At 54.7% G+C, this 19378-nt stretch carries 21 protein-coding genes; 10 read left to right on the forward strand and 11 right to left on the reverse strand.

What is annotated here, in order from left to right:
- The first annotated feature begins 1 nt into the window (after position 1).
- Positions 2–682: a SanA/YdcF family protein gene (locus CPH17_RS00790; RefSeq protein ID WP_074395981.1), complete on the forward strand. Its 681-nt coding sequence runs from the start codon at positions 2–4 to the stop codon at positions 680–682.
- Here CPH17_RS00790 and CPH17_RS00795 read toward each other — a convergent pair.
- The 4 genes from CPH17_RS00795 to CPH17_RS00810 all read right to left on the reverse strand — a co-directional run bounded on the left by CPH17_RS00795 (position 679) and on the right by CPH17_RS00810 (position 3749).
- Positions 679–1125 carry a hypothetical protein gene (locus CPH17_RS00795; RefSeq protein WP_074395982.1) on the reverse strand — a complete coding sequence of 149 codons (447 nt, stop codon included), beginning with the start codon at positions 1123–1125 and terminating at the stop codon, positions 679–681. The genes CPH17_RS00790 and CPH17_RS00795 overlap by 4 nt on opposite strands.
- 88 nt (positions 1126–1213) lie before the next feature.
- Positions 1214–2122, reverse strand: a complete 909-nt coding sequence (gene rimK / locus CPH17_RS00800; RefSeq protein ID WP_074395983.1) for a 30S ribosomal protein S6--L-glutamate ligase — start codon at positions 2120–2122, stop codon at positions 1214–1216.
- A gap of 63 nt (positions 2123–2185) precedes the next feature.
- Positions 2186–2626, reverse strand: a complete 441-nt coding sequence (locus CPH17_RS00805; RefSeq protein WP_074395984.1) for an ATP-dependent zinc protease family protein — start codon at positions 2624–2626, stop codon at positions 2186–2188.
- Between the two features lie 76 nt (positions 2627–2702).
- Positions 2703–3749 carry a DUF3549 family protein gene (locus CPH17_RS00810; RefSeq protein WP_074395985.1) on the reverse strand — a complete coding sequence of 349 codons (1047 nt, stop codon included), beginning with the start codon at positions 3747–3749 and terminating at the stop codon, positions 2703–2705.
- Between the two features lie 289 nt (positions 3750–4038).
- On the opposite strand from CPH17_RS00810, the gene CPH17_RS00815 reads away from it, so the two are divergent.
- Positions 4039–4371 (forward strand): YqcC family protein, encoded by a 333-nt coding sequence (locus tag CPH17_RS00815; protein WP_074395986.1) that lies wholly within the window; start codon positions 4039–4041, stop codon positions 4369–4371.
- A 64-nt stretch (positions 4372–4435) separates the two neighbouring features.
- Here CPH17_RS00815 and CPH17_RS00820 read toward each other — a convergent pair whose 3' ends face one another.
- The 6 genes from CPH17_RS00820 to CPH17_RS00845 all read right to left on the reverse strand — a co-directional run bounded on the left by CPH17_RS00820 (position 4436) and on the right by CPH17_RS00845 (position 12403).
- Positions 4436–5062 carry an OmpW/AlkL family protein gene (locus CPH17_RS00820; RefSeq protein WP_074395987.1) on the reverse strand — a complete coding sequence of 209 codons (627 nt, stop codon included), beginning with the start codon at positions 5060–5062 and terminating at the stop codon, positions 4436–4438.
- Positions 5063–5402: 340 nt separating this feature from the next.
- Positions 5403–6893 carry a sodium/proline symporter PutP gene (gene putP / locus CPH17_RS00825; RefSeq protein ID WP_074395988.1) on the reverse strand — a complete coding sequence of 497 codons (1491 nt, stop codon included), beginning with the start codon at positions 6891–6893 and terminating at the stop codon, positions 5403–5405.
- A gap of 283 nt (positions 6894–7176) precedes the next feature.
- Positions 7177–10368: a bifunctional proline dehydrogenase/L-glutamate gamma-semialdehyde dehydrogenase PutA gene (gene putA / locus CPH17_RS00830; protein ID WP_074395989.1), complete on the reverse strand. Its 3192-nt coding sequence runs from the start codon at positions 10366–10368 to the stop codon at positions 7177–7179.
- A gap of 144 nt (positions 10369–10512) precedes the next feature.
- Positions 10513–11340 carry an AraC family transcriptional regulator gene (locus tag CPH17_RS00835; protein WP_074395990.1) on the reverse strand — a complete coding sequence of 276 codons (828 nt, stop codon included), beginning with the start codon at positions 11338–11340 and terminating at the stop codon, positions 10513–10515.
- 23 nt (positions 11341–11363) lie between these two features.
- On the reverse strand, positions 11364–11723 hold the full coding sequence (locus tag CPH17_RS00840) for a hypothetical protein (RefSeq protein ID WP_074395991.1): 360 nt from the start codon (positions 11721–11723) through the stop codon (positions 11364–11366).
- 272 nt (positions 11724–11995) lie between these two features.
- On the reverse strand, positions 11996–12403 hold the full coding sequence (locus CPH17_RS00845; RefSeq protein ID WP_074395992.1) for a CBS domain-containing protein: 408 nt from the start codon (positions 12401–12403) through the stop codon (positions 11996–11998).
- Positions 12404–12606: 203 nt separating this feature from the next.
- Between CPH17_RS00845 and CPH17_RS00850 the strand changes: the two genes are divergently transcribed.
- From CPH17_RS00850 to CPH17_RS00885, 8 genes are all read left to right on the forward strand, one after another.
- The gene (locus tag CPH17_RS00850; RefSeq protein ID WP_074395993.1) at positions 12607–13131 is read left to right on the forward strand and encodes a YqaE/Pmp3 family membrane protein; all 525 of its coding nucleotides are present in this window, start codon (positions 12607–12609) and stop codon (positions 13129–13131) included.
- A 118-nt stretch (positions 13132–13249) separates the two neighbouring features.
- Entirely contained in the window at positions 13250–14119 is an 870-nt protein-coding gene (locus CPH17_RS00855) for a carboxylate/amino acid/amine transporter (RefSeq protein WP_096297845.1), read from the forward strand.
- Positions 14120–14181: 62 nt separating this feature from the next.
- On the forward strand, positions 14182–15117 hold the full coding sequence (locus CPH17_RS00860) for an NAD(+) kinase (RefSeq protein ID WP_074395995.1): 936 nt from the start codon (positions 14182–14184) through the stop codon (positions 15115–15117).
- Positions 15118–15119: 2 nt separating this feature from the next.
- Positions 15120–16136, forward strand: coding sequence for a metallophosphoesterase (locus CPH17_RS00865; protein WP_096297847.1), 1017 nt, complete (start codon positions 15120–15122; stop codon positions 16134–16136).
- Between the two features lie 229 nt (positions 16137–16365).
- Positions 16366–17211 (forward strand): rhomboid family intramembrane serine protease, encoded by an 846-nt coding sequence (locus CPH17_RS00870; protein WP_096297849.1) that lies wholly within the window; start codon positions 16366–16368, stop codon positions 17209–17211.
- A gap of 14 nt (positions 17212–17225) precedes the next feature.
- Entirely contained in the window at positions 17226–17510 is a 285-nt protein-coding gene (locus CPH17_RS00875) for a YeaC family protein (RefSeq protein ID WP_074395998.1), read from the forward strand.
- Positions 17494–18339, forward strand: coding sequence for a DUF2797 domain-containing protein (locus CPH17_RS00880; RefSeq protein ID WP_096297851.1), 846 nt, complete (start codon positions 17494–17496; stop codon positions 18337–18339). Before CPH17_RS00875 ends, CPH17_RS00880 begins: the two co-directional genes overlap by 17 nt.
- 79 nt (positions 18340–18418) lie before the next feature.
- Positions 18419–18844 carry a CopD family protein gene (locus tag CPH17_RS00885; protein WP_074396000.1) on the forward strand — a complete coding sequence of 142 codons (426 nt, stop codon included), beginning with the start codon at positions 18419–18421 and terminating at the stop codon, positions 18842–18844.
- A 10-nt stretch (positions 18845–18854) separates the two neighbouring features.
- On the opposite strand, the gene CPH17_RS00890 is transcribed toward CPH17_RS00885, so the two are convergent.
- Entirely contained in the window at positions 18855–19316 is a 462-nt protein-coding gene (locus tag CPH17_RS00890; RefSeq protein ID WP_074396001.1) for a DUF2231 domain-containing protein, read from the reverse strand.
- Positions 19317–19378 lie beyond the last annotated feature (62 nt).

The raw sequence follows: 19378 nt of genomic DNA on the forward strand, positions 1-19378 counted from the left end.
GATGCGTACACCGCTGATCAAATGGGTGTCGCGCATGTTAATGTCGCTAGGAGCGTTACTGCTGCTGGCGACTTTGCTATTTGTGGGTGGCAATCTGTGGGTGTTGGGACGAACGGCCCCTTACATCCATGAGCAGCTTTCCCAGTGTGTACCCGCCGAGGTGGGGGTGGTGTTTGGTACATCGCACTGGACGCGCAGCGGCATGCGAAATCCTCACTTCCATGCAAGAATGCGCACCGCCGCTCGCTTGGTTGACCAGCAAAAAGTACAACACCTGCTGCTTTCTGGCGACAACCGCACTCAGGCCTACAATGAACCGCGCGCCATGTGGCGTGACTTATCCCGCCGCGGCGTTGCCCCCGAGCAGTTGACCATGGATTTTGCGGGTTTCAGCACCTACGACACCCTGTCGAGAGCGCGCGATGTTTTTCAGTTAGACAAAGCGGTATTGATTACGCAGGACTGGCATTTGCCCAGAGCGATATATATCGCCCAGGCTTTGGGCATGCAAGTCACTGGCTGCGTCGCGGCAGAGCACGACGGAGCGGGTGGCTGGCACGTGCTAATGCGTGAGTGGGCAGCTAGGGTGGCAACGCTCGGTGATTTATATATCTGGGATCGTGAGCCTTACTTTTTAGGCCCACCTGAACCTATTCAAAGCTTGCCCGCCCGCACTGATTAGCTGCGAGTCTTGCGCTTTTGTAGCTCGTATAGCTCGCGGATAAGCTTACGACAGCCTTTCATGCACTCTTCTACAACTGGTTCAATGGGGGCCGGTAATGGATGGGTAAAGAGCGTTGATAGAGCCTGCATTAAGACACGTTCCTGCTCTAATAACTCATTGATCAGCACCTGGCTGTCGTTACCGACAAAGCTTTTTAAGCGACTCCACAGCCATAAAAAATCATCCCGCTCGACGTCGGCGTCGCGGGGCAGCATCTTTAGATGTGTCCGTGCCAGCTCTTGTAGCTGATGCATGGTTTCCAAGCGTGCGGTGTAATGCGGCTTCAATGCCTCGCGCAGGGAAGGGCGCAGGCGTTCGATATTGTCCTGAAAATAATCAATACTGTCGGCGAGCGCTTCCAGTGCGCTGTCCATCGCCACTTGGCGATTGTCGAGAAACATGAGCGTCTACCTCCTTCGGTGACGCAGATTGTGGCGGGGGCGCGTTGGATTTGCCACCCCCCTGGCGAATTATTTTTACGATGACCGATTAACCTTTAGGCTTAGGCGGTGCCTTGCGCGCCGGCATGGCATTTTTTTCAATATGCTCAATAATCATGCTGGCAATGTCTTTGCCTGTAGCGCGCTCTATGCCCTGCAAGCCGGGTGAGGAATTAACCTCCATGATCACTGGGCCATGGTTAGAGCGCAGCAAATCAACACCGGCAACCCGCAACCCCATGGCCTTAGCCGCACGGATGGCCGTCGAGCGTTCTTCCGGTGTGATCCGAATCAAGCTGGCCGTTCCCCCGCGATGTAGGTTCGAGCGAAACTCGCCATCGGCCGCCTGACGCTTCATGGAGGCGACCACTTTATCGCCGATCACGAAACAACGAATATCGGCGCCGCGTGCTTCTTTAATGTATTCCTGAACCATGATGTTGGCCTTCATGCCCATAAAAGCCTGAATGACCGATTCAGCCGCTTGGTTGGTTTCGGCTAATACCACGCCAATCCCTTGGGTGCCTTCCAGCAGCTTGATAACCAGCGGTGCACCTTTCACCATGGTGATGAGATCGGGAATATCGTCGGGGGAGTGAGCAAAGCCGGTAATCGGTAGGCCCAGCCCTTTACGCGACAGCAGTTGCAGGGAGCGCAGTTTATCCCGCGAACGCGTAATCGAGACGTTATCATTAATAACGTAGGTGCCCATCATTTCAAATTGGCGAAGTACCGCACAGCCATAAAAGGTGACGGATGAGCCAATACGCGGAATAACCGCGTCGAAAGGCTCGATCTCTTCGCCCTTATAGTGAATCGACGGGTGGTGGGAGGCAATGCTCATATAGCAGCGCAGCGTGTCGACTACCCGCGCGGTGTGTCCACGACCTTCAGCCGCTTCCACTAGGCGGCGAGTAGAGTAGAGATTGCGATTACGAGAAAGCAAAGCGATGTGCATGCGAAACTCCAGGCCTAGTCGAAGGGGTTAGTGGAAACATTGGTGAAAAAACAGCGTGGTACCTTAGGGTTCGCCGTGTAAAAACGCAGCGCCCGGCGCCACCAGTAAACGCCGCATCGCGCGGCGTCCTAGCAGCATGGGGTGGCGCATATTACTGCGGTCGGTCAGGCTTAACTCAACCGGAAAATTAAGCTCGCCCATGCGCATGGGGGTACGGATAATATAACGCCACTCAGCGTGCCCGTTCGAGCTGGTCACCCGGCGACGATCATGTAAATGCACCTTCAATCGGTGAGCGGGGGTGTCAGGCCCGCCACTATGGGTGGTAAAACTGACCCATAGCTGCCCATGCTCATCTTCATGCGCCTCAATCTCCTCAGCATGAAGTGCTGAGGTACGCGCACCGGTGTCTGCTTTGCAGCATAGATGAAGCGCCAAGTCAGGCAAATAAACCATTTCACGGCGGCCAATTACCGCTTTGGCCAGGTATGGGAGTTCTTTCAAAACCACTCCTTAGGAAGCCGATAATTAACGATCGTGCCCTTCACGTTAATCGGACGTTCCATTGCATCATCAATAATCAACCCAAGGGTTGGCCGCTTCGAGCCGAAAGGTCGGCCACGCGGGCGTGGATCGTTGAGCCGTCGGGCGCGTCACGCAGGGCCATCAGTATTGGTAAGCGTAGCCGGGGAATTAGCGCCAAGTCTCTCACCACGGCAATAAAATCGGTACGCTCGTCATCCGCCAGACGCGACAGAAAAAGCGGCAACCGTTCGCCGTCTTCCAGATGTGGCCAGCCTCGCCCTGCCATCGCGGCCAGCACGTCGGGACCACTGGTCGTCTCATCGCGAAGTAACTGGGTATACCAATTACCTGCCTCGTGAGTGACGGTAGCACCTACTGCGCGCACGCAGGCGCATAGCATTTCAAGGTCACCTGCGATGATGGCCTGTTCGCCCCTTCGACGCAATGCGGCGACCAAACCGCTGGTGAGTGCCTGATGCTCCAGACAGAGACAAAATGCCTGAGCAACCTCTGTGGGTAAATAAGCCAATTGGGTGGCCAGCCGTTCAGCAATGTCGTTATCCATACGGATAACCACGTCGGCGATGCCCTGTAACCCCAACTGCTGCCAGTCTAGCGTCTCTGGGTCGCGTAGGTAGGCGACGACGGGTTCAAAATGTTGGCTCGCAGGCAGCTTAAGGTCATAGGTTGCACGGGCATTGAGCATCGCCTGAAAATGAGCGCTCGGCGTAAAAGCGAGCGGGTTGTCCTTCATCAGGTTATCAACCTCAGGGGCTCGTTCTTGGCCTAGCTGCGAGACATTGCGGCCAAGGGTTTCGATCAACCGGTTTAAAAACGCATCGCGCTGGGCGGGCACCAGATGGCCTTCCTCGTCCAGCGGCAGGGCCAGGAACCAGATCGCCGGCTCCGGCATATCCCCAAGCCGAAACACAATGGCCACGCGCGCTTGGCTTTGCCAAGGGGCGGGCCAAGGGCTCTGCGCGTTTTCTAACTGGCGCAGCGCGTTATCTGAGCACGCCGTTACACGGCGACCCATATGATAAAACGACACGCTGGCCCCGCTGCGCTGAAAGAACTCGTCTAGGGTGCGAATTGGTTGCATAACGTCCTTTCCTGTTGCAAGCCTGCACTCTACCTTGCGGATAGCAGCCTGTCAGCCGTAGGCATTGATAATATCACGCCTTTTTTACTATCTGGTTAAAAATTAGACAGTCACCCGTAACCCGCATGAGAACCGCGGATGCGACACATTTCCATAGCTTATCCACAGTCTCTTGCAAGTTTTCTGTGAGTCTGTGAATAACGGGGGCCGTCGGTGGGTGAGTGGCAACTCGGGGACAGAGTTGGGATAATATATTTAACCCATACGACAGATTTAACTTAGGTGGTTTATGAGCGTCCATCAACAGCTTCACACTGCGCTTCTTGAGCTTGAAGCTACCTTAAAAGCCGCCAATCTATGGCGCATGCCGGCACCAGAGGCTGCGGCCTTTTCCAGCCAGCAGCCGTTCTGTATCGATACGATGTCGCTGCTCCAATGGCTGCGTTTTGTGTTTATTGCTCGGTTAAACACGTTAGCTGAAGCAGGTGGGCCAATGCCGGCCAAATGTGATGTGGCGCCGGCTATAGCGGCGCATCTTAAGCAGGAGAACGTACGAGCCAGCGATTATTTGTTGGTGGTTAGGGCCGTTGAGCGCATTGATCAGCTGGTTACCGATAACTAATGAAATCGCCCCTGACCACTTATCAGAGGGCGATGGCCGTTAGATGTACTGTCTGTCTGCCTATTTAAAAACGATAGCTGATGCCTCCCATTACCACCACGGGATCAATGTCTACGCTACCGGCTGACTCTCCGTTGATGGTGGCATCGCTGTCGATATCGATGTACCAGGCGGCTGCGTTCAACGCCCAGTGATCATCAATCAGCAAGTCAACGCCCACTTGGCCTGCAACTCCCCATGAATCCTCCAAGGACAGCGAAGCTCCGATATCGGTCTTTTCGTCAGAGAAATGTGTGTAATTGACGCCAACTCCCAGGTAGGGCTGAACGCGGGCATTGCTGCCGCCTAATGGGTAATATTGGAAGGTCAGCGTAGGCGGAAGGTGCTTGGTCGACCCGTCTGTAACGCCATCGACCTGTAAGTCGTGCTTAAAGGGCAGGGCAGCTAGCAGCTCGACACCTAAGGTGTCGTGAAAGCGGTAGCCCAGCGTAAAGGCGGGCCCGCTTTCCGAGTCTACGTGTACATCAGCGCCGCCTAGCAGCTCGCCATTATCGCTGGTGGGGGCAACCTTGGCGATGCCAAGGCGGGTGAAAAAATCGCCTTCCCCATAAGCAAAGCTGGCGCCGCTGAAGGTAAGTGTGGCGGTCGATAGGCTGATTGCGACAATGTGACGAGGTTTGATGTTGCGCATGGAGTCACTCCTGATTGCAAGGCGGGCGGCCATTCATTGGCTGCTTAACGGTGCAAACAGTTTATCGAGACGCTGCGAGTGGATTATTGATCTATGGCAAGAGTTATTAGACAACTGTGCTTAGAGTGATTCGGTATCGCTCATGGGTAGACTTTTAAGCAGTTATTGAGGCAGACCAGAGTCGCGCTGAAGGGCTTTAGATATCACCAAGAGTTTTACCGTGTGATGTAAGCTAATGGCGTCACTGAAGTGAATGAGGCCTTCCCGTGACGGTGTACCTGACACGGGAAGGCCTCATGATCAACCTATTGGCTAGGTTGAGTGCGCGGTTCGCACTCGTCTAGCGATCGATATGCTGATATTCACCGGCATCGGCAGTAGCGCTGCTTACTGCCAAAATGGCGATAAACGAAGCGATGAAGCCAGGAATGATCTCGTACACGCCAGGGCCACCCATGAATTCAGCGTTCCAGCCCAATGCAATCCAGATCATAACGGTGGCGGCACCCACCACCATGCCTGCGATGGCACCGGCGCCGTTCGTGCGCGACCACATCAGCGACAGGATAATCAGCGGCCCGAATGCTGCACCGAAGCCTGCCCAGGCGTTGCTAACTAGACCCAGAACCTGAGAGTCTTCATCAGATGCAATGAAAGCGGCAACAATGCCGACTAGTACCACGCAGACACGGCCTACGGCGACACTTTGTTGCTCAGATGCCTTCTTATTCAGGAACAGACGATAGAAGTCTTCAGTCAACGATGAAGATGCCACTAGAAGCTGGCTGGAAACGGTGCTCATGATCGCAGCAAGCAGCGCTGCATAGAGGAAACCGGTGATCAGCGGATGGAACAGTAGATCTGCCAGGACAATAAAGATGGTTTCCGGATCCTCGACATCCATGCCGTTACGGAGCGCATAGGCCCGACCGAAAATGCCCAAAGAAACAGCGCCAATCAGCGAGATAAGCATCCAGCCCATGCCAATGTTACGGGCAATCGGTACATCCTTGAGTGTCCGGATGGCCATGAAGCGCACAATGATGTGCGGCTGGCCGAAATAGCCAAGCCCCCAGGTCACCGCCGACAGCCACCCGATAAAGGTCAATCCGGACGTCCAGGACAGTAGCGTGGGGTCGGCTTCATTTAAGGTTTGTGTTGCCTGGCCGAAACCGCCCCCACCTTCGCCGAATAGCACCACCGCAGGCATGATGATCAGCGCCAGCATCATGATGCAGCCTTGCACGAAGTCGGTCATGCTCACCGCAAGGAAGCCGCCAACCACGGTATAAATAAGCACCACGCCCAGTGTAATAATGACCCCCATGGCATAGTTGCTCATATCACCGACGTTGAAAACGCCAGAGAACGCGCTTTCAAACAGCTTGCCGCCAGCCACCAGTCCCGATGCGGTATAGACCGCAAAGAAGACGACGATCACGATGGCAGACACTGTGCGCAGGGAAAGCGCCCGTGTCGGGAACCGGTTTGCCAGGAACGCCGGAATGGTAATCGCGTTGCCATAGTGAACGGTTTGTTCACGTAGGCGCGGAGCGACCAGAATCCAGTTGAATAACGCCCCCACAAGCAAACCAATCCCGATCCAGGCCGAGCCCAAACCTGAAGCGAACAACGCCCCAGGCAAACCCAGCAGCAACCAGCCACTCATGTCCGATGCGCCGGCCGATAGAGCCGCCACTTTTGGGCTGAGGGTTCGGCCCCCGAGCATATAATCTTCAGATGAAGAAGTGGCTTTGCGCATCGCGTAAATACCGATGGCGATCATTAGCGCAAAGTACGCAATGAGACTTATCCAAACACCGATGGCCATAAAAACGTCTCCTGTTTCTTAGTTATTAAGTCGGGCGTAGTGCCGACAGGTTGGTGCGCTTGCCAACAAGGCGTTGGCAGCGGTGCAGTTTTGTTTTTTTAAACCCCATTCGTATTCACGTGAGGGGCCCCTAGGTCGTCTGGCCGCGATGTCCTCAGTGAGGTTGTTGGAACGGTTGTACGTAGCTTCTCTATATCGAGAACATAACCGGCGATCCCTTTGTTATTTTTCCCCATGAGACGCTTCCTTTTAAGACGTTCAGTTTATTAGTGTGACGAGCGGCTTACTCATCGCCCAGTGCCAATAGCGACGCATTGCCCCCTAGGGCAGCGGTGTTATTGGTAATGGTTTTTTCGGTAACAAAACGCTGTAGGTAATTCGGCCCACCGGCTTTCGGGCCCGTGCCTGACAGCCCTTGGCCACCAAAGGGTTGTACACCCACCACAGCACCGATGATATTGCGGTTGATGTAAACGTTGCCGACTCGCATTTTCTGAGCTATTTCAGCGGCAAAGGATTCATTGCGGCTATGTACCCCAAACGTCAGGCCATATCCCCGTCCGTTGATGTGGTTAATGACTTGGTCGAGTTCACTGGCCTTGTAACGCACGATGTGTAGGATTGGGCCAAACTGTTCGCGGGTGAGTGAGTCGATGCTGTCGATGACGAAGGCAGCGGGGGCCACAAAGGTGCCATTGCGGGTATGCTCAGACGCCATCGGCGTTTCCGCCACAAGGCGGTTCTCAGCCTTGAGTTTTTCGATGTGCTCAAGCAAACCTTTGCGGGCGTCTTCGTCGATGACCGGCCCGACATCGGTACCAAGGTCTCGAGGGTCGCCAATATGCAGTTCGCTCATTGCCCCTTTAAGAATCTCGATAACTCGATCGGCCACATCGTCCTGCAAATATAAAACGCGTAGCGCCGAGCAACGCTGCCCCGCACTCTGGAATGCCGACTGAATCACGTCTACCACGACTTGCTCGGGCAGGGCGGTCGAGTCGACGATCATGGCATTCATTCCGCCGGTTTCAGCGATCAAGGTCGGCAGTGGTGCGTTCTCCCGCGCTGCCAGGGCACGGTTGATGATCTGTGCAGTATCCGTCCCGCCGGTGAATACCACGCCGGTAATCCGTGGGTCAGACGTCAGCACGCTGCCTACTGTTGGGCCATCACCTGGTAGTAGCTGCACCACGTCGCGGGGCATGCCGGCTTCATGCAGTAACTCGATGACACGGTGGGCCACAATGGAGGTTTGTTCGGCGGGCTTGGCCAGTACGGTGTTGCCCGCTACCGCGGCGGCCACAACCTGACCGCAGAAAATAGCCACCGGGAAGTTCCAGGGGCTAATCGCCGCAAACACACCCTTGCCCCCCATCAATAACTGATTAGATTCTCCCGTCGGGCCGGGTAATTCGATTGGCTCGCCAAACGATTCTTCTGCACGCATGGCGTAGTAGCGGCAAAAGTCCACGGCTTCCTTGATTTCATCAACACCGTCGGTCAGCAGTTTGCCGCCTTCCCGGGAACACAGCGTCATAAGTTCCGGCATGTGTTCTTCCATCAAGTCGCCCAGCCGCCGGATAATGGCGGCGCGTTCGACAACCGGTGTGGCGTCCCAACGGGGAAAGGCATTCCAGGCGGCGTCCACTGCCTTGGCGGCTTGCTCTTTACTGGTCCATTGCACGCTGCCTACGGTTTGGCGGCGATCATAGGGCGATGTGACCTTATGCGTGTTGGCGGCGTCATCGCCGACGTCAAACGCCAGCAGCGGTTTGGTCGGGTACTGTTTGTCCATGAAGGTAGCCATTTCCTCCATGAGCGGATAATAGTGACTGCGAATATTCAAATTAACGCCACGAGAGTTAAGCCGTTTTGGGCCGTAGATATCTTTAGGCAGGGGGATAAGCGGGTTGACTAACGACGGTTGCTGGCGAAGCGTATCTACCGGATGTTGGCAGAGGGATTCAACCGGCACGTCGGGGTCGACCAGTTGGTGTACGAACGAGGAGTTAGCGCCATTCTCAAGCAAGCGACGTACTAGATAAGGTAACAAGTCTTTATGGGCCCCCACCGGTGCATAAATGCGGCAGTAGGTCCCTTTGGGAGCGCGCTCAAGAGCAGCCTCGTAAAGCGCTTCACCCATGCCATGTAGGCGCTGGAATTCAAATGGGCGACTGGTGCGATGCGCCAACTCCAAGATGGTGGTGATGGTATGCGCATTGTGAGTGGCAAACTGTGGGAAAATACGCCCTGCGGTGTCATTGGATAGCAAGAACTGGGCGCAGGCCAGGTAAGCCACATCGGTGGCCGCCTTGCGGGTAAAAACCGGGTAGCCTTCCACACCCAACTGCTGGGATTCTTTGATTTCTGTATCCCAGTAGGCGCCTTTCACCAAACGCAACGGAATTTCGTCCCCTTGCTGCTCAGCAAGTCGGTTAATGTAATGCAGCACCGGTAGCGCGCGCTTGGAGTATGCCTGAACCACTAGACCAAAGTGGCCCCAGCCTTTGACGGCGTCGCTTTCATATACCGCGCGAAATACTTCAAGTGACAGTTCTAGACGGTCGATCTCTTCGGCGTCGATGGTAACAGCCACGTTTAGCTCGCGAGCTTTAGAGACCAGCTTTATTACGCTATCGACAAGCTCGACTAAAATCTGCTCACGGCGGCCGAATTCATAGCGAGGGTGAAGCGCTGAAAGCTTAATCGAGACCGATGGGGCCGGGGTTTTGTCGCCTAGGCTTTTACATGTTTTGCCCACTTGCGCAATCGCGCGGGCGTAATCGTCAAAGTAGCGCTGGGCATCATCCCGTGTGCGGGCAGCTTCGCCCAGCATATCGTAGGAATACGTATAGCCTTTATTAAACAATGGTTTCGAACGTTTTAGGGCTTCGTCAATGTCGCGCCCCAGGACAAACTGCTTGCCCATGATCTTCATGGCTTCGTACATCGCACGGCGAATAACGGGTTCGCCCATACGATTAACCATGCGGTTGATGAAGTTGGCTGGCTGTCCTTCCCGAGGATGATCCATATTGAGGACACGGCCGGTCATTAATAAGCCCCAGGTGGAGGCATTGACCATCCAGGATTCGCTTTTACCAATATGCGACTGCCAGTCGGCAGGGCCAAGCTTGTCCTCAATCAGCGCATCAGCGGTGGCTTTATCGGGAATACGCAGCATGGCTTCCGCCAGGCACATGAGCATCAGGCCTTCATGGGTATCCAAACTGTATTGCTGCAGTAACTCATCAATCGTATCAACCGCCGTATCCATTTTACGTACGTCGCGGACGAGCGCAGCAGTGTTGGCTTCGATTCGGGTAAAGTCGTCGCGGTCAACGTCGAGCAGAGTCATCAATTCGCCAACAAAGCTTTCTTCATCCACCACGTAATGGTCGCTGATACGATCCATTAAGGTAGCGAGGTCGGTTTGCCAGATGGCCGGGTCACGCAGTGTCTTGGCGTTGAGCATCGAAGCCCCCAAAGTCGGAACAGATGGGTAACAGGACGTAAAGCCTGAGATAACGCTCGAATGTAGAGCGCACTAGCCGTCGGTGTATGCCGTTTTCGCGGGAAAACGTGTCAAATTCGTGGCAAGTTCACTGTTTTTACGACTTTAGTTGAGTTTGGCAGGCTCTGCCAGCGTCCCAGAGGCGCGTCCTTTTAACGAGCCGAAGGACGAATGGGTTTGGCGAAGCTGGCGGGGAGAGAGACCATAGCCACGGCGAAACGCATGTGACAACGCACTTTGGTTGGCAAAGCCGGTTTGCAGCGCTATGTCGGTCAGCGATAAATGGCTTTGCACCACAAGCTGGTGGGCAGCATGCAACCGTTGGCGCTTGACGTATTGCCAGGGCGAGAGGCCTGTCTGTTGACGAAACCGTTCCGAAAAATGCGCTTCGCTTAAGCACACCAGTTTGGCAAGATCGGCGACGCGCAGGTCATCGGCCATATGTTGCTGAATGAAGCGGTCAAGGTGTCGCATGTTAAGGCGGCGCGAGGGGGGGCTGGGATCATTACCTAAACGCGCCTTAAGCGCGCCTAAAAACGTGGCCGCCAGACGGTCGTGTTGGAAAGGTGTAATAGTGGGAGAGGCGGTTTGGCCCAGTTCACTTTCCATGAACGCAAGGTAATGGCGTAGCGAGTCATCCAGGGCAAAAAAGCGAGGTGCATCGAACAGTGCCACCAGCTCGCGCTGCTCACCGGTTAGCGCGGGGGCATCTTCGGGTAAATCCAAAATCAGCTGTCGGTTATAGCCGCTGCCTGAATAGTAGTGCTCATGATTGGCGGGCACAATACAGCCCGAAAATGCGTTGACCCGGCCGCCTAATCCCTCGATCTCAAACTCCGAGGCACCACACAGGGTAATAACGATCTGATGAAAATCATGGGAATGGTGGCGCGTAGCGCTTTCCAAAGGAATTCGACGAATTGTACTGGGCATAGGAACCTCCGTCGCCACCTGCGTTAATGTGCATGGAGTGCGGTATGGGCGGCTAAGTGATCGCGTAAGGCTTGTAGCTCTGCTTGCCCCTCGTCGTTGAGCAAGGGTTTGCCTTGAGCCAGCTGCCAACGTCTGCCATGTTCTTCCATTAAATGGGATGCCCGTCGCCGCACCCCTTCTAAATAGTCGCTATGTCGGATTGGGTAACCGATTAGTGCGTTCCATTCCGTTTCGCTAACCTGGCTGGCCAGCGCTTTGTCAAACAGCGCTAGCAGATCTTTCGGTTCAGTGCGGTATCTGGGCGTGCGCGAGGTCATCAATACAGCGACGACACTGCCAATCACCACGAAACACACCCCAAAGACCAAAAGATAAAGTGCCATGCAGAGCTCCCTTGGGGTTGAGCGACAAATCACCGGGCGTTAAGTATACCGTTCAGACCTTTCTAAACGAAAATTTTACTTATTTTCGAACTTTTCCAGCACAGCGTGTCATAGAGTGTACAAGCAATGCAGCGATAGCAGTCGTTAATGGTGTTGCTTAGCTTATTGTTTTGATCCCTTGCTTCCGCTGCTCCATGAGTAGCGGTTTTTTTTGCCTCGATTTTATGACGTGACGACGTTGAACCGCCTAGCACATCGCCACGATAGTTGGTTTAGTGGCGGCGAATGGTCAGTAGCGCGACAAGGATATCTCGTCGTGTGACAATTCCCACTAGGCGTCGTTGTTCGACCACTGGGTAGATTTTGGGTTTCGCCCCAAGCATCTCTTGGGCTAAATCGGTAATACTTTTTGCCGGGGTAACGCTGAGCACTTCATTGCGCATCATCTCTCTGACCAAGGGCGCCTCATCGTCATGATAAATGCTGTCGAGAACCCGGCCCAATACATCCTGCTCTGAGATAAATCCGATTAAATTGTCGTGACGATCGACTACTGGCGCACCCGGCAAACGGTGCAACGCAAGCCCCTGGGCCAACGTGGTAATCGACATCTCGGGTGAGACACGGTAGCAATCGCGGGACATGATATCGCGCACGGTGTGAGGCGTAGGTTTTGGCATAGTGACTCTCCTTAAGCGTGAGCGTGACGATTGTTTAACTAGCCGTCGCACTATTTACTCTAGGTGATTCACGTGCAGATGCGATGATCATCCAACTGTATAATTCAACGCTATAAAAGCGCTTGTTAAAGAACAGCGGACGCCGCAATTGTCATATTGAATAGGACGAATGGCCGAGTGGCGTAGCGTAAGGAGGAGAGAATATGGACGCACGTGAATATTTGAACCGCAAAGGCGTACCGTTAGATCGAGATGCCGACCGTCCCAACACGCTGGAAGAAAAAGCCTGGGAGCGCGCGCGCGGGGCTGGGCAAAAACGGCCTAAGTCGGGTACGCCCCATGACTGGGAAGAATGGGAGCGCTATCACGATGATTTGGCACACGATGCTGATACCTTGGCGCAAAAAATCGACAAGGACGCCCATCGCAAAGCGACAGCGAACGATCAGGTCAAAGCAGAAACAGTGCCGTCTGGCGATAACAGCGTTGAATTTTTTACCCCTGAAAACACCGGTGGCAACGAACCCAGCATTCAGCCTCCCCCGGCCAAGGCGCTGCCTGGATCGGTTAAAGCCGCTTATTTTGCGCTGGCCGTGCTATTACCACCGTTAGCAGTGGCCTTGACGGAAGGGGGAGGGCGGCGCGTGTCCATCGCAACGTTACTGACACTGTGTGTATGGGTGCCGGGGGTTGTGTACGCGCTGGCCTGGTTGCGTCGAGAGATTTAAGACCAGCTTTTAAACGTTGCCCCTCTGGCGATCCCACAGTTTTTTGCTTAAAGGTCATTGGCAACGGCGATACGGTACGTATAATTCGCGTCAACTTTTATAAAAGCTGGGGTTTACCATGGCGTATCTCGTCGGTGTCACCGTACTGTGGGCGTTTTCTTTTTCACTGATAGGCGTTTACTTGGCGGGTCAGGTCGACAGCTATTTTGCAGTACTACTCCGGGTAGGGCTTGCCGCCTTGGTTTTTTTACCGTTCTTACGGCCGCGTCTTTTGAAGGGTAAGCAACGTTTGGCGCTTATGGCGTTGGGCGCCATTCAGCTGGGCATTATGTACACGTTCTTTTATCAGTCGTTCCTATTGTTGTCGGTGCCTGAAGTTCTGCTGTTTACCATTTTTACGCCTATCTATATCGCACTGCTTGACGACCTGATGTTTGGTCGTTTCACACCGATCTATCTGTTAAGCGCTGTCCTGGCGGTGATTGGCGCGGCGGTTATTCGCTACGACGGGGTTGATGGTGGTTTTTGGATGGGTTTTTTGGTCGTTCAAGGAGCTAATCTGTGCTTTGCCATTGGCCAGGTTGGTTACCGGCGCCTGGCCGCTGAGTTGCCCGCCGATTTACCCTGGCATAATGTGTTTGGCTGGTTTTTTATCGGTGCCATGGTGATTGCGCTACCGGCCTTCTTGCTGTTTGGCAATGGCGCTGCTTTACCCACCACGGGCGTGCAGTGGAGCGTATTGGCCTGGCTAGGCCTAGTGGCGTCAGGCGTGGGTTACTTTGCCTGGAATCAAGGGGCCACCCGGGTAGACGCGGGTAGCTTGGCGGTTATGAATAACGCGTTGATTCCCGCAGGGCTAGCCGTCAATCTATTGATCTGGAACCGCGAGGCTGACATGTCTCGGTTACTACTCGGGGCGGGTATTTTGGCCGCTTCTTTATGGCTGAATCACTGGTGGCGGCAACGCCAGCGGGTGCACCCTGCCTAAGGCCATTTGCCCGCGCTGCTTCCCCTCGCCATAATGGGGGCTGATCTTATCCGAGTCGGCCCATGACCCATCATGTTCAGGAAGCTGCTGTGCCATCGAATATACCAAAGGAGTCGGGTCGGCCATTTAACACCATCGGGTTAATTGGCCGACTGGGCAGCGATAAAGTCATCGACTCGCTGCAGCGCTTAGTCAATTACCTGGTTGAGCATCGCTACCGCGTACTGGTCGAGGATCGTACAGCAACGGTGATCCCGCACCATGGTCAGCCCGAGGCCAGTCGCCGTGCTCTGGGTGAGATGTGTGACCTGGTGATTGTGGTCGGCGGCGATGGCAGTCTGCTGGGCGCGGCCCGAACGCTTTGCCATAGCGGTACGCTGATTTTAGGCGTCAATCGAGGGCGGTTGGGCTTTTTGACCGACATCTCACCGGCCGAACTGGAAACCCGCGTTGGTGAAGTGCTGGCCGGTGAGTTCGAGTTGGAAGAGCGGTTCCTGCTAGACATGGCGCTTTACCGCAATGGCGTGATGGTGGGCTCTGGCGAGGCGCTCAATGAAGTTGTTGTTCACCCTGGCAAAGCGGTGCGTATGATTGAATTTGAGCTGTTCATCGACGGACAGTTCGTCTACAGCCAGCGTAGTGATGGTTTGATTATTGCTACCCCCACGGGCTCGACGGCCTACGCGTTATCCGGCGGCGGGCCAATCATGCATCCCAAGCTGGATGTGGTTACCTTGGTGCCGATGTTTCCCCACACCCTCTCAAGCCGGCCCATCGTGATTGATGCGGCTAGCGAAATTCGCCTGCACATCGGCGAGACCAATCAATCTTATCCCCATGTAAGCTGCGATGGGCAAACGCGGTCGGTCGCCAAGCCAGATGACGTAGTGGTGATTACCCGGAAGCCAGAACGAGTTCAGTTGGTGCATCCCATTGGGCACAATTTTTATGAGGTGCTGCGCAGTAAGCTTGGCTGGAGCAATCGGTTGGGAGACTGAGTATGGTCAACCAAATCGCCGCCAAGCCGGGGTTTGAAGGCTACGACCTGATTGGGGATGTGCATGGCTGCGGGGCAACGCTTGCGGCGCTGCTCGAAAAGCTTGGTTATCGCCAACGCAGCGGAGTATATCGCCACCCGCGTCGGCGGGTTATCTTCTTAGGGGACCTCATTGATCGTGGACCGCGCATCCGGTTGGCCGTGACTATCGCTCGACGTATGGTCGAGGCGGGCGAAGCCCAGATCGTCATGGGCAATCATGAATACAATGCGCTGGCGTATACCCACCCCGCGCCTCCAGGTAGCCATAAACGCTGGCTACGCGAGCATACGCCGCGCCACAACCGCATTATTCAAGACACGCTGGCGCAGTACCGCGACCACACCAACGAATGGGAAGATACGCTTGCGTGGTTCAAAACGATCCCGCTGTTCATTGAGCAGGATGGCATGCGGGTGGTGCACGCCTGCTGGGACAACCAATTGATCGCCAACTTTAAACGGGATCACCCGGACGGCTGCCTGGATGATGCCTTTCTTGTGGCATCTACCGATCCTTCGACCCAGGCGTTTCGCATTTTGGATCGCTTGACGCGGGGCAGCCATCTCCCGCTGCCAGACAACATCGCGATTCACTCGGGAGACGGATTTACGCGGCGTAGCTTCCGCACGCATTTTTGGGCGGCGTCGCCACAATGCTGGGGGGATGTCGCTTTCCAGCCCGATAACTTACCCGGTGATTTAGAGCAGCGACCGCTGACTCAAGAAGAGCGCAGCACGCTGAGTTATTACGGCCCAGACGAGCCGCCGTTATTCATTGGACACTATTGGTGTGAGGGCATCCCCGCGCTTCCTACTGCGAATATTGCCTGTTTAGATTACAGCGCCGTGAAGTATGGCCGATTGGTTGCCTATCGTTGGCAAGGCGAAGAAAAGTTAAATGCCGATCATTTCGCTTGGATTCAAGTAGATAGAGAAGAGCAGAGCGTTTTAAATACGGTAGTGGATGACGATGATTAACTTGAATTATTATTAGATACATTACGTTACATAATTTTTGCAAAACATATGAACTAACCCTATCGCCGCCCGTCTGAATAGGTGTTCCCTTGAATGATCCCTTGCTATTTACCCGGCGGCCCCCTCCGCCGGTTTTTTTTGGTGGAAATGATAGCCACCGCGTAGGCATGCTAAGACGTGCTCTATCAAGTTGGCCGCGAGGCCTACGCTATTATTACGAAGGAAGCCTATGCACCCAGTGATGCGTTTACCCCCCAACGCGGATACTCAGGCATTACGCAAAGCGCTTTGGCGTTATCGCATTGGGCACCGCATAACCGCTGAAGACAATGCCCAGGTGCTTTGGGTCGCCGATCCAGGTCAACGTGAAGCGCTGCTTGCGCTGGTTGCCCGTTGGCAGCAGGGCGAACCTCTTGAGTTAGCTGAGCAGGCTTCAACGGAACGTTCCCCCGCGCTGCTATCAATCCTCAAGCGTCTACCGGTCACCGTGGCCATGGTGGCGGTGAGTTTGGTCGTCTTTGCGCTGATAGGGGTTTTTGGTGACCTGTTTATCGTGGCCCTTACCATCGTGCCGATTGGTATTGCCAACGGTGAGCTAGCTTACGGTTCGCTCTCGGATACACTCTCTAGCTTCCAGATATGGCGCCTGCTTTCGCCAGCATTTCTGCATTTTGGCTGGATGCATCTGATCTTCAACCTGATGTGGGTATGGTATTTCGGCCGTCAGGTCGAAGCCTTGCAAGGTGGACGTACGCTGCTCTTGCTGTTGGTAGTGGCGGGCGTGTTGGCGAACCTGGCCCAGTACGCTACAGGCACGGTACTGTTTGGCGGTATGTCGGGGGTGGTTTATGCCTTGCTGGGGCACGTTTGGCTAATGTCGCGCCGGGTGCCGCGAAGCGGTTTTTTTGTCCCGCAAATGCTGGTTGTGTTCATGCTGGGCTGGATGGTGTTTACCATGACCGATATGGCTGGTTTGGTAGGCTTTGGCAACGTTGCCAACGAGGCACATCTTGGCGGATTGATCGTCGGTCTGCTAACGGGCTGGTATTATAGCGCGCGGCGTTTACGGTCTTAACTGAGGAGTTTGGCATGAGTGATATGACCTTCGACAAAATGATCAACCAGATGACCCCGGCCATTTACCAGAGCCTTAAACAAGCGGTGGAGTTGCGCAAGTGGCCAGATGGCCGCTACCTCACTGCCGAGCAAACCGAGCTGTGTTTGGAAGCCGTGATGCGCTTTGAGGTGGAGAACAACGTGCCCGAAGCCAACCGTGTCGGTTACCTGGAACAGCGCACCTGCGGCGCAGGCGCCACGGGGCAGGGTGTCTCGCCAGAGATGGCAGGCCTTGCCAAGGATGCTTCGCGTGACTGATGCGCTAGCACAGGGTTGCCTACGCAAAATGGCGGTAGCACCTGGCTCATCACAGGCTCGGCCTGTCAGCTACCAGCTGCGTGCGGGCGAATATCACATTGATCTGAATGAGCGGATTGGGTCACCGCTAGTGCTGCGCTGGAGTGGCGCTATTGCCTGCACCCATTGCGGTCGGGCGACCAAAAAGAGCTTTGCCCAAGGTTATTGTTACCCCTGTTTTAAGCGACTGGCCCAGTGTGATACCTGCATCGTCAAACCTGAGACTTGCCATTACTTTCAGGGCACCTGCCGTGAACCCGAGTGGGCCCAGCAGCATTGCTTTCAACCGCATATCGTTTACTTGGCTAACTCGTCGGGTTTGAAAGTGGGCATTACGCGTAAAACACAGATGCCAACGCGATGGCTGGACCAGGGCGCTATACAGGCATTGCCAATTCTGGAAGTCGATACTCGCCAGCAGGCAGGCTTTGTCGAGATGCTTTTCAAGGACCACGTAGGCGACCGGACCAACTGGCGGGCCATGCTCAAAGGCGACGTGGTGGAACTTGATCTAAAAGCCGAACGTGATCGTCTCATGGCCGCAACGGCCAGTGGCCTTGGGCAACTGAAAAGCGAGCACGGAGCCGATGCCATTCGCGAGTTGGACGCGCAGCATTATGCATTCCAATATCCGGTCGCGACCTTTCCCAGCAAAATCGTCTCACACAATTTTGATAAGCAGCCCGAGGTAAGCGGCATACTACAGGGCATCAAAGGCCAGTATTTAATGTTGGATACAGGGGTGATTAATCTGCGTAAATTTACGGGGTATGAAGTACAAGTAATTTAAAATGGTTAGCCAAGGTACGTTTGCTTGACTAAGTTTAGGAAACTATTGCTCCTGACTTAAGTAATGCAAGGAAGCTTTGATGCCCTGGCTTAAACTGCTTCATATTGCCGCGCTAGTGATTTGGTGCGGCTCGCTGCTTTATCTACCTGCCTTGCTTAGTCAAGCCCTGCAGCTACCCAAGGGCTCGGGGTTTGCTAAGGGCACGCCGCCTATGCCCCGATTCTTTTATAACTCGATTGCGACCCCGGCCGCGCTAGTGGCTATCGCCTCTGGAACGCTATTATTTCTGGTTAACGGTTTACTGGGGGGATGGTTAGTCTTAAAACTGGGCTCGGTGGTGGCCATGGTCGCCGCCCACGGCTGTTTTGGCTGGTTAATACTGCGTCTTGAAAGGGGGCATTATCGCTGGGTAAAGCCCGCCAACTGGTCCGCGCTGTGCGTGGCATTGGCGGGTATTCTAAGCGTGCTAGCATTTGTGTTAGCCAAACCGATGGATTGGAGCTAACACCATGGCGCTAATCCTCAACGTCGACCCCCACCGCGTGTTCATACACCAGTTGCCCACCCAGAAGACCCGCCACGGCGATCAAACCAGCGGTGATCAGCGATATGGCCAGCCCCCACGGCCAAACCGCGTTGAGGTCGTTAAAGCGCAACAGCCAGTTCAGCGACGCCAGCGAAAGCATTACTACCGCTACAATGGCATGGCTCCAGCCGGTAATCAGGCGGCGAATACGCGGCACGGTGACCAAGTCAATAATACCTGCCGTACTGGCTATCCAGCCACCAAAAGCGCCCACGCCCGCCAGCCACAAACTGGCGCGCAACCAAAAGGGATCGCCGCTCAGCAAAAAGCCAATGTCGCTGGCGACCAGACCCAACAATGCTGCAACGGGAAAATGAATCATCACGGGATGCAGTGGGTGCCCGGCGATAGCCGCGCGGCTAGTGATCGAGCGTTGGCGAGTTTTTGCCATAGTCACTTCCTTTGTGCACGAAAAGCAATTCAAGGGGTAACGCTAAGTATCCAACGCTTAAT

Origin of the sequence: Halomonas sp. hl-4 (assembly GCF_900215475.1) — a bacterium.
Lineage (GTDB): Bacteria > Pseudomonadota > Gammaproteobacteria > Pseudomonadales > Halomonadaceae > Vreelandella.